Annotated in this window: 17 protein-coding genes; 4 read left to right on the top strand and 13 right to left on the bottom strand. The window is 53.5% G+C overall.

Features of this window, described 5'->3' with window-relative positions; translation table 11 throughout:
- Nucleotides 1-5: 5 nt before the first annotated feature.
- The 13 genes from RT52_RS07415 to RT52_RS07475 form a co-directional block, all read right to left on the bottom strand.
- The gene (locus tag RT52_RS07415; protein ID WP_034816374.1) at nucleotides 6-1,490 is read right to left on the bottom strand and encodes a Na+/H+ antiporter subunit D; all 1,485 of its coding nucleotides are present in this window, start codon (nucleotides 1,488-1,490) and stop codon (nucleotides 6-8) included.
- On the bottom strand, nucleotides 1,483-1,824 hold the full coding sequence (locus RT52_RS07420; RefSeq protein ID WP_034816376.1) for a Na(+)/H(+) antiporter subunit C: 342 nt from the start codon (nucleotides 1,822-1,824) through the stop codon (nucleotides 1,483-1,485). Before RT52_RS07420 ends, RT52_RS07415 begins: the two co-directional genes overlap by 8 nt.
- Nucleotides 1,824-2,264 (bottom strand): Na(+)/H(+) antiporter subunit B, encoded by a 441-nt coding sequence (locus RT52_RS07425; RefSeq protein ID WP_034816510.1) that lies wholly within the window; start codon nucleotides 2,262-2,264, stop codon nucleotides 1,824-1,826. Before RT52_RS07425 ends, RT52_RS07420 begins: the two co-directional genes overlap by 1 nt.
- Nucleotides 2,248-4,686 carry a Na+/H+ antiporter subunit A gene (locus RT52_RS07430; protein WP_034816378.1) on the bottom strand — a complete coding sequence of 813 codons (2,439 nt, stop codon included), beginning with the start codon at nucleotides 4,684-4,686 and terminating at the stop codon, nucleotides 2,248-2,250. Before RT52_RS07430 ends, RT52_RS07425 begins: the two co-directional genes overlap by 17 nt.
- A 277-nt stretch (nucleotides 4,687-4,963) precedes the next feature.
- Nucleotides 4,964-5,278, bottom strand: a complete 315-nt coding sequence (gene trxA, locus RT52_RS07435) for a thioredoxin (protein ID WP_034809792.1) — start codon at nucleotides 5,276-5,278, stop codon at nucleotides 4,964-4,966.
- A gap of 107 nt (nucleotides 5,279-5,385) precedes the next feature.
- Nucleotides 5,386-6,351 carry an electron transfer flavoprotein subunit alpha/FixB family protein gene (locus RT52_RS07440; protein ID WP_034816380.1) on the bottom strand — a complete coding sequence of 322 codons (966 nt, stop codon included), beginning with the start codon at nucleotides 6,349-6,351 and terminating at the stop codon, nucleotides 5,386-5,388.
- 13 nt (nucleotides 6,352-6,364) lie between these two features.
- Nucleotides 6,365-7,138, bottom strand: a complete 774-nt coding sequence (locus RT52_RS07445) for an electron transfer flavoprotein subunit beta/FixA family protein (RefSeq protein WP_034809796.1) — start codon at nucleotides 7,136-7,138, stop codon at nucleotides 6,365-6,367.
- A gap of 79 nt (nucleotides 7,139-7,217) precedes the next feature.
- Nucleotides 7,218-7,796: a TetR/AcrR family transcriptional regulator gene (locus tag RT52_RS07450; RefSeq protein WP_034809798.1), complete on the bottom strand. Its 579-nt coding sequence runs from the start codon at nucleotides 7,794-7,796 to the stop codon at nucleotides 7,218-7,220.
- 79 nt (nucleotides 7,797-7,875) lie between these two features.
- The gene (locus tag RT52_RS07455; RefSeq protein ID WP_034816382.1) at nucleotides 7,876-9,549 is read right to left on the bottom strand and encodes an AMP-binding protein; all 1,674 of its coding nucleotides are present in this window, start codon (nucleotides 9,547-9,549) and stop codon (nucleotides 7,876-7,878) included.
- A 137-nt stretch (nucleotides 9,550-9,686) separates the two neighbouring features.
- Entirely contained in the window at nucleotides 9,687-10,160 is a 474-nt protein-coding gene (locus RT52_RS07460) for a DUF4825 domain-containing protein (protein WP_034816383.1), read from the bottom strand.
- Nucleotides 10,161-10,172: 12 nt separating this feature from the next.
- Nucleotides 10,173-11,300 (bottom strand): ABC transporter permease subunit, encoded by a 1,128-nt coding sequence (locus tag RT52_RS07465; protein ID WP_034816386.1) that lies wholly within the window; start codon nucleotides 11,298-11,300, stop codon nucleotides 10,173-10,175.
- Entirely contained in the window at nucleotides 11,290-12,171 is an 882-nt protein-coding gene (locus tag RT52_RS07470; protein ID WP_034816387.1) for an ABC transporter ATP-binding protein, read from the bottom strand. The genes RT52_RS07465 and RT52_RS07470 overlap by 11 nt, the downstream gene beginning before the upstream one ends.
- A complete protein-coding gene (locus tag RT52_RS07475) occupies nucleotides 12,137-12,547 on the bottom strand; it encodes a GntR family transcriptional regulator (protein WP_034816390.1) in 411 nt (136 codons plus the stop codon). The genes RT52_RS07470 and RT52_RS07475 overlap by 35 nt, the downstream gene beginning before the upstream one ends.
- Before the next feature lie 180 nt (nucleotides 12,548-12,727).
- Between RT52_RS07475 and RT52_RS07480 the strand changes: the two genes are divergently transcribed.
- From RT52_RS07480 to RT52_RS07495, 4 genes are all read left to right on the top strand, one after another.
- Nucleotides 12,728-13,462, top strand: a complete 735-nt coding sequence (locus RT52_RS07480; protein ID WP_034816391.1) for a hypothetical protein — start codon at nucleotides 12,728-12,730, stop codon at nucleotides 13,460-13,462.
- Between the two features lie 122 nt (nucleotides 13,463-13,584).
- The gene (locus RT52_RS07485; protein WP_034776750.1) at nucleotides 13,585-13,995 is read left to right on the top strand and encodes a MarR family winged helix-turn-helix transcriptional regulator; all 411 of its coding nucleotides are present in this window, start codon (nucleotides 13,585-13,587) and stop codon (nucleotides 13,993-13,995) included.
- Between the two features lie 23 nt (nucleotides 13,996-14,018).
- Nucleotides 14,019-14,657: a nitroreductase family protein gene (locus tag RT52_RS07490; protein WP_034816394.1), complete on the top strand. Its 639-nt coding sequence runs from the start codon at nucleotides 14,019-14,021 to the stop codon at nucleotides 14,655-14,657.
- A gap of 15 nt (nucleotides 14,658-14,672) precedes the next feature.
- Entirely contained in the window at nucleotides 14,673-14,957 is a 285-nt protein-coding gene (locus tag RT52_RS07495; protein WP_034816396.1) for a putative quinol monooxygenase, read from the top strand.
- Nucleotides 14,958-14,965 lie beyond the last annotated feature (8 nt).

Consider the following 14,965-nt stretch of genomic DNA (forward strand, 5'->3'; position numbering starts at 1 on the left):
TATAGTCACTCCTTTAACACGGCATCGATATAAAGTTCTGGTTGCGTGAGCGGTTCGATTGCCTGGGTAATATACGGATGCATCAACTCAGCACCGAACCCATAGGCGACCGCCACAGCGAGCAAGAGGCAGACCGGGACGAGCAGACGACTCGCGTAAGGGACGAGTGGGCCGTCATACGTGCCGCGCTCTTCGCCCCAAAATCCGTTCAAGAAAATCTTGATGACCGAGAAGAGGACGAACAAGCTCGAGACGAGGACGAGAATCGGACCGAACAAGTCCCCTTCTCCGACCCCACCTTGGATGATGAGAAGCTTCCCGAAGAAGCCACTGAGCGGTGGGATTCCGGCGAGCGAGAGCGCCGCGATGAAGAACGTCCAACCGAACAGCGGGAAGCGGGTGATGAGCCCGCCCATGCCTCGGAGCTGCCCGGACCTCGTGATACCGATCATCATCCCGACGAGCATGAATAAGACGGCTTTAATCATCATGTCGTGAATCAAGTAGTAGAGCGCCCCTTCGAGCGACGTCTGCGTGTTGACCGCGATTCCGTACAAGATGACCCCGACGGCGATCATGATGTTATAGATGATGATGAGCTTGACGTCGTTATAGGCGATCGCCCCGACCATCCCGGTCACGATTGTGAGCACGGCGAGGACGATGAGGAACGTCTGTAAGAACGTCCCGTTCACGTCAAACAGGAGCGTATACGTCCGAAGAATCGAGTAGACCCCGACTTTCGTCAAAAGTGCTCCGAACAACGCGAGAATCGGCGTCGGTGCGACGACGTACGATCCCGGTAACCAGTAGTGAAGTGGCACGAGCGCCCCTTTCAACCCAAAGACGATGATGAACAACACCCCGATGACCGAGATGACGTTCGGATTGTCGACGAGCGGAATCTTTTGGGCAAGGTCGGCCAAACTGAGCGTCCCGACGGCACCGTATAAATACGCGACCGCCATGACGAACAGGGCCGAGGCGAGGACGTTGACGAGCAAGTATTTAATCGACTCGCGCAACTGCACGCCCTTGCCGCCGAGGACGATCAAGACGTAAGACGAGATCAAGAACACTTCAAAGAAGACGAACAAGTTAAAAATATCGCCAGTCGTGAAGGCGCCGTTTACCCCGACGAGCAAGAACAGCATCGCCACGTATAAGTAGTTCTCTTCATACGCCGTCGAAAAGTAATGGACAGCGAACCAGACGATGAAGAACGTGAGGAGCGTCGACGTCGTGACGAGGAGCGCAGACAACATGTCCGAGACGAGCGTGATCGAGAACGGCGCCGGCCAGTTCCCGAGGTTGAGGGTCATGATGCCCTCGTTCGAGACCGTGTGCACCAACAAGAGCGACACGAGCAACGTGATAAAGATCGATCCAAGTGCCAGTCCGCGCTGCAGACGCACGTTCTTTGGCAGGAACATCATGATGATCGCCGCGAGCGCCGGGATGACAATCGGAAACACAGGTAAGTTAATCATTCGATTCCGTTCCTTTCATTTCCTCCATATTATCCGTGTTCAGCTCTTGGTAGGCGCGGTAGGCGAGCACCAAGAAGAACGCGGTCACCCCGAAACTGATGACGATCGCCGTCAAGACGAGCGCTTGCGGTAACGGGTCGGTATAGTCGGTCACACCGTCGACGAGGACAGGTGCGGCCCCTGTCTTCAGTCCTGACATCGTCAAGACGAGCAAGTGGGCGGCGTGACTGAACAGTGACGTGCCGATGATGATGCGTAACAAACTCTTTGAGAGAATCATATAGACTGCACACATCGTCAAGACACCGATAATGATGCTAACGAAGATTTCCATTACTCACTCTCTCCAATCGTTTGAATGATCGTCATCGTGACGCCGATGACGACGAAGTAGACGCCGAGGTCGAAGGCGATCGCCGTATGGAGCGTCTCTTCACCAAGAAGCGGCAAGTAGAACTTGTCATAGGCGTGCGTGAAGAACGGCAAGTCGAAGAAGACAGAATGCATCGCCGTCAACACCGCGATGAGCGCCCCGAGCGCCGTCAACCGGCGATAGTCGAACGGGAGCACCGTCGCGAGCGTCTTCGAATCGAAGGCGAGTAACAACAGCACGAGTGCCGCTGCCGTCATCAAGCCTCCGATGAATCCACCGCCCGGCGAGTAGTGACCCGAGAAGAACAAGTGAATCGAGAAAACGATGATGATGAAGAAGATGATCACCGCGGCCGTCTGCAAAATGACGTCATTGACGCGTTTATCACTTTTTGGCTTCATGTCCATGTTCACCTTCTCCTTTCGTACGTTGTGCTGTCGTTCTGAACTTGATCATCGTGTAAATCCCGAGACCGGCGACCGCGAGGACGATAATCTCGAACAATGTATCAAAGCCACGGAAGTCGACGAGGACGACGTTGACCATGTTCTTCCCGGCAGCCAATTCATAGACGTTTTCTTTATAGTATTCCGAGATCGAGCTGAGCGACTTGTTCGACAGCGTCATGAAGCTGAGCATCATGACCGTCACACCGACAAGGACCGACACGATCGCATTGCCGACTTTAAAGCGCATCCGCACTTCTTTCTTGCTGATTTCCGGCATATGGTAGAACACGAGCAGGAAGAGCGCGACCGAAACCGTCTCGATGACGAGCTGTGTGAGCGCGAGGTCCGGCGCTTCGAAGAAGACGAAGAAGAGCGCGACACCATAGCCGACGACACCGAGCAAGATGATTGCCGGGAGACGCGAACGCATGAACAGAATCGCGAACGCGCTCAAGACGACGACCGCACCGAGCACATACTCATATGGCGCAATCTCGGCCATCTCGTCGAACGAGAAGTTGAACATCTCATACCACCACATCGAGAACAAGAGCATCCCCGACATGAAGACGAAGATGTAAATTAAATACGAGCGAATGAAGCCCGTCATGTAGTTGTCTTTGAAGCGGTACGCCGCCTTGTTCGACCAGACGAGCGAACCGTCGTACATGCCGTTGAGCGTCAAGCGGTACGGCACACGGTTGTAGATGCCCATCCATTTGTTGAGCGTGAAGAAGAGCACCGTCCCGAGCGCGACAATCCCGATTGTCATGAGCAACTCAGGCGTGATCCCGTGCCAGAAATACAAATCGACTTCGACCGCCTGCCCACCTTCGACGAGCGACGGGTAAATCGATTCGACAGCCGGACGGATGAGCGTGTTCGATAACACGTTTGGGATGAAGCCGAGCACGACGACGAGCACGGCGAGAATCGCTGGCGGGATGAGCATCCCGATTGGCGCCTCGTGCGGCTGTTTCGGCAACTTGTCAAACTGGGCTTTGCCCATGAACGTCCGCGTGAAGATGATCAAGCTATAGACGAACGTGAACACGCTCGCGATGAACGCGACGACCGGGATGAGCAGGCCGATCGTGTCGAGCGCGAAGAAGTCGGCCGAGAACACTTTCGTCGTCGCCTTCAAGAACATCTCTTTACTGAGGAAGCCGTTGAACGGCGGTAGACCGGCCATCGACAACGAACCGATGACGGCAATCGTGAACGTGATCGGCATGACGGTCATCAAGCCGCCGAGCTTACGAATGTCACGCGTCCCGGTCTCATGGTCGACGATTCCGACCATCATGAAGAGCGAGCCTTTGAACGTCGCGTGGTTAATCAAATGGAAGATCGCGGCAATCGTTGCGACCATGAAGATGTTGTCATCGACCCCGTCATAATGAAGCGCCGCGGCCCCAAGGCCAAGGAGCGACATGATGAGACCGAGCTGACTGACGGTCGAATACGCGAGAATCCCTTTCAAATCGGTCTGTTTGACCGCATTGAACGACCCCCAGAAGAGGGTGAACGTCCCGAACGAGACGATGATCCATAGCCAGAGCGACGACTCTTGGAACACCGGACTCATCCGCGCGACCAAATAGAGCCCCGCCTTGACCATCGTCGCCGAGTGGAGGTATGCACTGACCGGAGTCGGTGCCTCCATCGCATCCGGTAACCAGATGTGGAACGGGAACTGCGCCGACTTCGTGAACGCCCCGAGCAAGATGAGGATCATCGCCGGGATGAAGAACGGGCTATCGACGATGACCGCTTGGTTCGCGACCATCTCTCGAATACTGAACGAGCCGACCATCGACTCGAGTAGGACGATTCCCCCAAGCATCGACAGACCCCCGAACACGGTGATGAGCATCGATTTTTGCGCCCCGTAACGGGAACGCTCTTTCTCGTACCAGTAGCCGATCAAGAGGAACGACGAAATCGACGTCAACTCCCAGAACATGTACATGACGACCATGTTGTCGGACAAGACGACCCCGAGCATCGCCCCCATGAAGAGGAGCAAGTACACGTAAAAGTGGCCGAGTGATTCTTTGTCTTTATTCAAGTAATAAATCGAATACAAGACAACGAGCGCACCGATCCCCGTGATCAGGAGCGCGAACAAGAGGCCGAGCCCATCGACGTACGCCGTGAAGTTGATGCCGAGCGACGGCATCCAGCGGACCGTCTCCGTGACGACACCCCCATCACTCGTGATACCGATGTATCGGAAGAAGTACACGAATAGAAGCGTAGGGACGATTAATACGAACCACCCCGTATGTATTCGCTTCACTGCCCGAAACAGAAACGGGATAAACGGTGCCGCGAGGAGCGGCAATAAAATAGCGAGATGTAACACCGACAAGAAAATTCCTCCTTCGAACAGAGTCGTACAAGCGATATAGCGTGCCCAAACTAAAAGTAGGGTCATCTGACTACATCACGTCTCTACATGAGTATAGCGCAATTTTTCCGTTCTTAGCCATGATTAAAACTTCCCTGTTTCTTCACAAATTCAAACTATTTCTAAACTTTTAAATATGAAGGAACGCGTCGGAAAATGTAAAAAAAATCTCATAGTTCGTCTGTCGGGTGACATACAAAAAACAACCGACCGGAGATCCGATCGGCTGTTTTGGACATTATTGTGCTGTCGCGATGAACTCTTTCAACGCTTCTTTTGGTTGGAAGCCCATTGTCTTCGAGACAGGTTGACCGTCTTTGAACATCATGAGCGTCGGGATGCTTTGGATTTGGAAAGCGCCCGCGACTTCTGGGTTCTCATCCACGTCGAGTTTGATGATTTGGACTTGGTCGCCCATCTCTTGGTCGAGCTCTTCGAGTACCGGTGCGATCATGCGGCACGGTCCACACCATGCTGCCCAAAAATCAACGAGGACGACGCCCTCTTGTACATCTTGTTCAAACGATTGAGTCGTTGCGTGTTTAATAGCCATTTGGTAAATACCTCCCCAATAAGATGTGAGAATCCACTCAGGAACCCTCATGCATTTCATGTTCAGAGTATACCACGGAGGGTAAGTTTCCCCAAACGTTCTGCACTTTAGCTACTGACGAGGTGCTTGCGGAACTCTTCTGTCAACAACGGGACGACGTCGAACAAGTCGCCGACGATGCCATAATCCGCCACCGTGAAGATGTTCGCCTCCGGGTCTTTGTTGATGGCGACGATCACTTTGGCGTTGCTCATGCCGGCCAAGTGCTGGATTGCCCCGGAAATACCGCAGGCGATGTACAGGTCTGGCGTGACGACTTTCCCGGTCTGACCGATTTGGAGAGCGTAATCACAATAGTCAGCGTCACATGCTCCACGTGAAGCACCGACCGCCCCACCGAGCAGTTCCGCGAGTTCTTCGAGCGGCTTGAAGCCGTCCTCGCTCTTGACGCCACGGCCACCGGCGACGATGACTTTCGCCTCGGCGAGGTCGACTTTGCCGGTCGCTTTGCGGACGACTTCTTTGACGATCATCGCGAGGTCTTTCAGTTCGACGCTCGGCGTCTCGACCGATGCGCTCGCACCAGCCGTACGTGGTAACGCATCGATGTTGTTCGGTCGAATCGTGAAGAACATGACCGAGTCTTTGAACTTCACTTTCTCGAACGCTTTCCCTGAATAGATTGGGCGGACGAACTCAGCGTCTTTACCAGATCCTTCAATCGAGACGACGTCACTGATGAGACCGGCGTCAAGACGGGCCGCGAGTTTCGGTGCGATGTCTTTGCCGAGCGCGGTATGGCCGAGGACGATTAAATCCGGTGACTCTTGGTCGATGAGCTGTCGGAGCACTTGCCCGTAACCGTCCGGCGTGTAATGTTTGAGACGCGCGTCTTCGACGACGAGGACACGTCCGGCGCCATATTCCCCGAGTTCGTTCGCAAGTGCTTTGACGTCTTCCCCGATGACGACAGCCGTCACGTCATCCGTCAATTGTTTCGCCGCAGCGATGGCTTCAAATGATACATTCCGTAACGCGCCTTCACGCGCCTCTGCGAGTACTAAAGCTTTCATATGTGTGTCCCCCTTAAATGACTTTTGCTTCCGTGCGAAGTAATTGGACGAGCTCGCTCACTTGTGACGCCGTGTCCCCTTCAAGGATGCGTCCGGCTTTCTTCTCTTCCGGCAAGAACCGTTCAATCGTCTCGATTTTCGCTTCAATCTCATCTTCATCGAGGTCGATGTCCGAGAGGTCGAGCTCTTCGAGCGGCTTCTTCTTCGCCTTCATGATTCCTGGAAGGCTCGGGTAGCGTGGCTCGTTCAATCCTTGCTGCGCTGTGACGAGAAGCGGGAGCGCCACTTCAATCACTTCCGTGTCCCCTTCGACGTCACGCGTGACCGTCGCTGTCGTCCCGTCAATTTGAAGCTCGGTGATTGTAGTCACATAGTTCATGTCGAGCAGTTCCGCCACACGTGGGGCGACTTGACCGCTACCACCGTCGATGGCGACGTTACCGGCGAAGATGAGGTCCGGCGCTTGTTCTTTCAAATAGGTCGCGAGCACCTTCGAGATCGTCACATGGTCCGCGTCCTCGACGTCGTCCTCGATTGAGATGCGGACCGCCTTGTCCGCTCCCATCGCGAGGGCCGTGCGTAACTCTTTATCCGCATCGTCCGGACCGACCGTCACGACCGTGACTTCTCCCCCGAGATCGTCACGTTTGCGAATGGCTTCTTCGACCGCATATTCATCGTATGGGTTGATGATGAACTCGGCACCGTCTTCTTGAATTTCCCCGTTCTCGAGCTGAATCGCTTCCTCCGTATCGAACGTCCGTTTCAGCAATACAAAAATATTCATCGTAGTTCCCCCTTTAAGTTGTTCGCACCATCACTCATGAATCAGCATTCATTTTTTGGGCCAATGAGAGGGCTTACGGTTAAGCAAGCCCTTTTTTCAACATATGGTGTACTTTCGGCAGCGTCGACATCAAGTCGTACTTGAAGCCGCTCGCCATCCAACTCGTGACCACTTCATCGATCGTACCGAAAATCATCTGCCGCGCGAGCCGATAGTCGAGCTGTTTGTCGAACTCACCCGTCTCGATTCCGTGTGCGACGACCGCATCGATCAAGTTCAAATATGGTTTCAACACATCGCTAATCTTTTGACGCAATGCCAAGTTCGACTGCCGGAGCTCGATTTGCGTGACGACGGCGAGGTCGTAATCGGCCGACAGCTGTTTCAGATGTGACTCAATCAAGCGGTAAAGCTTGTCGGCGGCTGTCGCCTCTCGTTCAATCTGTTGCTTCGAATAGTCGATGAACAGCCCCATCTTCGTCTCGAACAACTCGATTAAGAGATGTTCTTTGTTCTTAAAGTACAGATAAATCGTCCCATCGGCGACACCCGCCTCTTTGGCGATGGCCGTCACTTTCGCACCGTGATACCCGTGGTCCGCAATCACTTTCACTGCCGCATCGATAATGCGGTCACTCTTTGATCCATTCTTTGTCATAAACCCCAAGCTCCTTACCGCTACTGAAAAATGAATGATGGTTCATTCATTTATTATTCTATCACGTGTGAAGGCCGTGTCAACTGCTTTGTTTCACTTGTTTCGCCTTCTCTTCATCGACGAGGACACGACGCAAAATCTTACCGACGAACGTCTTCGGCAACTCTTCGCGGAACTCGTACAGTTTCGGCACCTTATAGGCAGCAAGCTTCTCGCGGCAATGCTTGTCGAGCTCTTCTTCCGTCACGTCGACGCCGTCGCGCTTGACGATGAACGCCTTGACCGTCTCCCCGCGATACGGGTCCGGAACGCCGATACAGACCGCTTCTTTGACGGCCGGATGCTCATAGAGCACTTCCTCGATTTCACGCGGATAGACGTTGAAGCCACCGGCGATAATCATGTCTTTCTTCCGATCGACGATATAGAAGAACCCGTCCTCACCCATGTAGCCGAGGTCGCCCGTCGCCAGCCATCCGTCTTTCAAGACGGCCGCCGTCTCTTCCGGCTTCTGCCAGTAGCCTTTCATCACTTGCGGACCGTGGAGCAAGACTTCACCAATCTCTTCGATTTCGGCCGGCGTCTCGCCGTCTGCCTTTACAATTTTAGCAGAAGTGTCCGACAGCGGCACACCAATCGAGCCGACGATGCGCTTATCCCACAAGAAGTTCGCATGCGTCACCGGTGACGTCTCCGACAATCCGTACCCTTCGACGATCCGTCCGCCCGTGATTTTCTCGAACTGTTCTTGCACCTCGACCGGGAGCGGGGCCGAACCCGAGATACAGGCCTCGATGGACGATAGGTCATATTTCGACAGTTTCGGGTCGTTCAGGATAGCGACATACATCGTCGGTGCACCCGGGAAGAAGTGCGGTTTTTTCTTGTTGATCGTCTTCAAGACGTCGGTCACGTCGAAGCGCGGGACAAGGACGAGCTCATAGCCGTTCGCCACCCCGAAGTTTAGGCAGCACGTCATGCCGTAGACGTGGAAGAACGGGACGACGCTCAAGACGCGCTTCTCGTCCCCGCGGTTATATTTATAGAAGAAGTTCGAAATCTGATCGACGTTCGCCGACAAGTTGAAGTGCGTCAACATGACACCTTTCGGAAGACCGGTCGTCCCACCCGTATATTGCAAGACGGCGACATCTTCTTTCGGATCGACTTCAATCGGCTTCACCGGTCCAAAGTTTTTAAAGTCTTTGAACAAGACCGATCCTGTCGTGTCGATGACGATATTGTTTTCGCGCTTCACTTTAATCGGGTAGAGCTTGTTCTTTGGGAATGGGAGGTAATCGGCGATGCTCGTCGTAATAATCGTCTGGATATCCGTCTTCTCTTTGACGCGGAGCGATTTCGGATAGAGGAGGTCGAGCGTGATGACAATCTTGGCGCCCGAGTCGGTGATCAAATTTTCGAGCTCGTGCTCGGTATAGAGCGGGTTCGTCTGGACGACCGTGCCTCCGGCGTACAAGACGGCGTAGAACGAGATGACGTATTGCGGGCAGTTGGGAAGCATCAGGCTGACGCGGTCCCCTTTCTGTAGTCCCTTCGACTGCAACATCGTCGCGAGACGGTGCGCTGCATCGTCGATTTGGGCGTAGGTCAGCTCTTTTCCGATGAACGAGACGGCCTTCCGGTCCGGGAAATCTTTCGCGGCGCGGCTGAGCGCTTCATAAAGCGGCTTCACCTCATAGTCAATCGTCTCGGACATGTCGGCTGGGTAATCTTGTAACCATGGTTTGTTCATCGCTTTTCCTCCTTAGAATGAATGATGGTTCAGTTAATTCCATTATATGACGAAGAAAACGCTTTCATCTACCCTTTACCCGATAATTTTCAGAAAATATCGAAAAAACGTGATTGGATGATGAAATCCAATCACGTTCAAATGCGTTTGAAGTAGTCTTCCGTCTGCGCCTCGTTACCGATTTTCTCATCGAGGCGAAGCACCAAGTCTTTCTCCCATTTGATTGTTGAGAAATCGATGCCGAGCCACGCCTCCATCTCCGGCCGTGAGAACGCGTACGTCCGGTTCGGGAAGGCGAAGCGGACGATTTCGGCGTTCTTGACGAGCGTGAAGTACGTCGCGGCGTTCCGGATGGCGAGCCGCTCTTGTTCAATCCGTTCGAGCTCCGGATCGTCATAGCGCACGGTCAGACCGTACGGACGCTTCTTCGTCTGCAGCTCGATCGACTTGTAACAGTCATGCATCGGCAAGTTTTGGGCAATCCCGATGACGGCGCTATTGTCGCCAACGTATGAACCTTTGTATTGGAACGGATTCGGGCGACCTGTCGACGAATCCGCACAACCCGTTAAGACGAGGAGCAGGGCGAGCAATAGACTGAACCGTTTCATCGGAATGCCTCCTTATGATTTGAGCTGCAAGTTGAAGCGGTAAAGCAGACGTCTCGCGAGTAAGTGCGCGAGGAAGCCGCCGATCAAGAAGCCAATAATATACAGCGTCACACTCGTCGGGTACGAGAATGCCGAGAAAATGATGCCCCCGAGCATGGCGAAACAAATGACCATCACGACATGGACGAGCCAGAGCCAGCCTGTGAACATGAAGAAGCGGCCGTTGTTTTCTTGCGGGGCCCGGTTGAACATGAGAAGACCGAGCGTGAACGTCAACCCGATGAAGAGGAGTGAACTGGATAGCCCGACCGTCGTGAAGTCACGCCACACCGAATTGTCGGTAAACAAGATGTACGTGTCGACGTTCGCGATGTTGACGAGCGGCGACAAGATGCGCATCGGAAGGCTTTCCATTGCCCGGGCGTACATTTCGTATGAGACGTATCCCGTCATCGCTTGAATCGACCCGTTCACTAACACTAAAATCCCAAGCGGGAACAGGAAGGCAACGATGGACCAGAGCACCTGAGAGATCGCCTCACCTCCGAACGAGCCCATCCAGAGCGACAACGTGAAGACAGAAATACCGACCAAGATGACAAAACCGAGGACAGCAAGCACTTTCAACGTCTGCCCTTCAATCAAGAACGCGTAGCGTGACGTGTGGATCATGATCAGCATGATGGTCCCGCCGACGATGGAAGACAGGACGATGCCACTGACGCCAATCAACCATTTCGATATGTACAGCTGGTTGCGGCTGAATGGGAGCGACATCGAGAAATCGGACATTTGGCTGTTGCGCTCACTGCCAATCAAGACGGACGCCATTAAAAATCCGAACACGACATAGAGGAAGAAGACCGTCTCGAGCGGTAAGAGCGACCCTAAGTCACCAATCCAATAGCCAGCCCCGGATGTCGTATTGAAAAAGTCTTCCGTCGTGAGCGTGGCGATGTCTTTCGGCGTCCCTTCCTGATACTGCGAAGGGTTATTTTGAATATCTTGGATCTGTTCATCATAAAACTGCATCTCATTGAACACTGGAATCGTATAGGCGAGAATCCCGAGCCCGATGAGTAAGATCCATAAGAGCGACACTTGTTTCCAATCTTTTTTTAGTAGCACGTTAGACAACATTCGCCTCACCTCCTAATTGGACGCGGAACACGTCTTCTAGTGACATCGGAATCTCTTCGACGAGCATCGGCTTGTAGCTGTCGACGAACGCCTCGAGCTCATCCGACCGCTCCCGGGCCATGAACAAGACGACACGCCCGGTCACGCTTAAAATTTCGATGTCTTTTCGTTCGAGCAGCGCGACCGGCACCTCGTCTTGGAAGACGACTTGCCACTTCACGCTCAAGGCACGCGCCTCTTCGAGCGTCATGACGGCTTTGACCCGTCCCTTTTCAATCATGATGACACGGTCGGCGATTCGCTCGAGCTCGTGCAACTGGTGACTCGAGACGATGATCGAGCAATCACGCTGCTCGATTTGCGCGATCATGAGCTTCAAGACGTCCGCTTTGGCGACAACATCGAGTCCGTCGGTCGGTTCGTCGAGAAAATAGTACTTCGCCTGGACAGCGAACGCGAGCGACAGCGTCACCATCGCCTTCTGTCCTTTCGAGAGCTGGCGAATCTTCTTGTTGTCGATGTTGTAGCGCGTGAGCGTCTCACGGAACGTCGAGCGGTTGAACGACGGATAGATCGACTCGTATAAGGCAGCTGCTTCGTTCACCGTGTAATGTTTGAGCGCGTCGGCCGAGTCGGGCACGAAGATGACGTCCCGTTTCAATTCCGGCGTGTTGAAGATACTCGTCTTCCCATATAAGACATCGCCTGCGTCCGGTCGGATGATGCCGACCATCGTCCGGAGGAGCGTCGTCTTGCCGGCCCCGTTCCGTCCGACGAGCGCGACGATCTCGCCGCGATGGACCGTGAAGTCGACCCCGTCGAGCACGGTCTGTCGATCAATTTTCTTCGTTAGTTGCTGGACTGTCAGCATGACTCTCCCCTACTTTCTTATATTCGGTCTCGAACAACGTCACCGCTTCGTCGAACGAGACGTTCGCGTAATGGCAATCGATGGCGAGTTTTTGAATGGCTTCAATCACCGGTCCGCGTGAAGCGTCCTGGTCGACCCAATCTTTTGACACGAACGTGCCACGGCCACGATGCATCTCGAGCAGTCCGAGACGCTCGAGCTCTTGGTAGGCCTTACTGACCGTATTCGGGTTGATGACGAGGTCGGTCGCGAGTTCGCGTACCGACATGACCTTGTCCCCGGGCCGTAAAATGCCACGGATGACGAGCGCTTTCGTCTGGTTGACGATCTGTTCGTATAATGGTTCCGAACTTTTCATATCCATATTGTAAAGCAATGGCTCACACCCTCTCCTTAAATCCGTTATAAGTGTATTATATGTACTAGTACACGTAAGTGCAATAGTTATTTGAGGGCATCTCTAGTTTACAGGGAATTGGAAATAATTTGTATACGCCTTTAGACCGAGACGCGGGTGGGACTTTTCGGGTACATTGAAGATGAGGTGACCAAGAATATGAAAAAGAGATTGTTAATCGGCGCAGCCGCACTCTTCGTGGCAGGCACGATATACGGACGCGGCGAAGCGACGGAACGTTACGAGACATACATTTATGACACATATGGGGAAAACGTCGAGGTGGACGTGTCACGTGATTGGAAAATGGCGAACTTCAAAGCGACGTTTGAACTCGAACGTCCCCCACTCCGAGGCACGTATCACGCCCGGACGTACGGTGACGGGACGATCCATGACGACGTGATGCCGACGTACTGGGTGAACGAAGCAGAGTCGACGTTACACACCCGGCTCGTCGACGCGAATGCCTTGACGGAAGCAGAAACGGTGCGCGCGACCGTGTTCGATGGCGCCGGACGAGGACAGACGATCGAGACGATGCCGGCGACGTCCATCTTCGAACTGAACCCTGAACGATTTTTAGGTGTCGCGATCATGTTGCACGAGGCGTGGGACAATACGGACGAGCAAAAGCAACGCGTCCTCGACATCATCCGTCTGCTCGAGGACGATGTGAGGTCAATCCACTTCTCGTTCGACGGGACGCCGGACGAGGATGACGACTTCACGGAACGTTATTTGAACGTGACGCAGAACGGGCGCGACGGCGAGCCCTCGTTCGCCTCGATCCAGACGATTGACGACTTGAACCGCCACGATCGCCTATATGGGTTTGACGAGACGACGTTCATCACCGAGTACCGATTTGACGGTACAAAATATGAAGACTGATCGCCATTCGCACGAGCGGATGGTTTTTTGTGTGAGCATTCTCCTTTACAGCACGGCATGAATGTTTTACATTTGACGAGTCAATAATTGACTTATCAAATGAGAGGGGTGAGACACCACAGATGGAATTACGAGATATCAGCCGACTGCTATACCAAATTAAACTGGCGGACCAACGCGTCGCGACCTCGTTCGAGAAAGAGACGGGGTTCAGCCTGACCCGCTACGAGATGCTCATGATCGTGCATGACAAGGGCGTCTGTTCGCAAAGCGAGATTCAGCAGGCGATGAAAATCGACAATGCGGCCATCACCCGCCATTTGAAGATCCTTGAAGAAAAAGGCTACGTCCGCCGGGAACGGAACACCGCGAACCATCGTGAAGTGTTCGTCCATTTGACCGACGAAGCCAAGCATGACTTGACGAGCTGTGAACAAGACCACGACCGCGGCAAGCATTTGATCACGAAAGTGCTGTCCGAGTCAGAGATCAATCAGCTGTCGAGTCTGCTCCAAAAGCTTAACCAACTATAACAAGAGAGAAAGAGGTAATCCCCATGGCAACTACATTTAAAAACGATACATTCCAAGACGTCGTCCTCGGTCGTAAATCGATTCGTGAGTACGATGAGAACGTGAAAATCTCACAAGAAGAGATGCTCGAGATGATTCAAGAAGCGACGATGGCACCGTCATCGGTCAATATGCAACCGTGGCGCTTCGTCGTCGTCGAGAGCCCAGAGGCGAAAGAAACGCTCAAGCCGCTCATCCGCTTCAACGTCCGTCAAAACGACACGTCGGCTGCGATGCTCCTCATCTTCGGCGACATGGAATGCTACGAGCTCGGCGAACAGATTTACGACCAAGCCGTCGCGGAAGGCAAAATGCCAGAAGACGTGCGCGACCAACAGCTCGCTGCCATTCTCCCGTACTACAAAAACTTGTCGAAGCAAGAGATGAACGACATCGTCAAAATCGACTCGAGCCTCGCCGCGATGCAGTTCATGCTCGTCGCCCGTGCGCACGGTTACGACACGAACCCGATCGGCGGTTTCGAGAAAGACCAACTTGCGGAAGCGTTCGGTTTAGACAAAGACCGCTACGTGCCGGTCATGATTCTCTCAGTCGGGAAAGCGGCAGAAGAAGGCTACCAATCGGCCCGCCTCGACGCTGAAACAATCACGAACTTCAAATAATCGGAGGAACCCCACATGATCCTAATCAATGCCATCTTCGACGTGAAAGAAGACGCGTTTGACAGCTTCTTAGCGGACATCAACAAGCTCATCGATTCGTCGAAACAAGAAGCCGGTTGCTTGAGCTATGAGCTGTTCCAATCGACGACGTCAGAGAACCGGTTCGTCATGATCGAGAACTGGGCCGACCAAGCGGCCGTCGAGCAACACAACCAAAACCCGGACCTCATCGCGTTCGCTCAAAACGTAGGCAACTACGTGACGGCGAAACCGGTGCTCCATGTGACGGAAGTGAACTGAACAAAAAA

The sequence above is a fragment of the Exiguobacterium alkaliphilum 12/1 genome, assembly GCF_000714435.1.
Taxonomy (GTDB): Bacteria; Bacillota; Bacilli; order Exiguobacteriales; family Exiguobacteriaceae; genus Exiguobacterium; species Exiguobacterium alkaliphilum.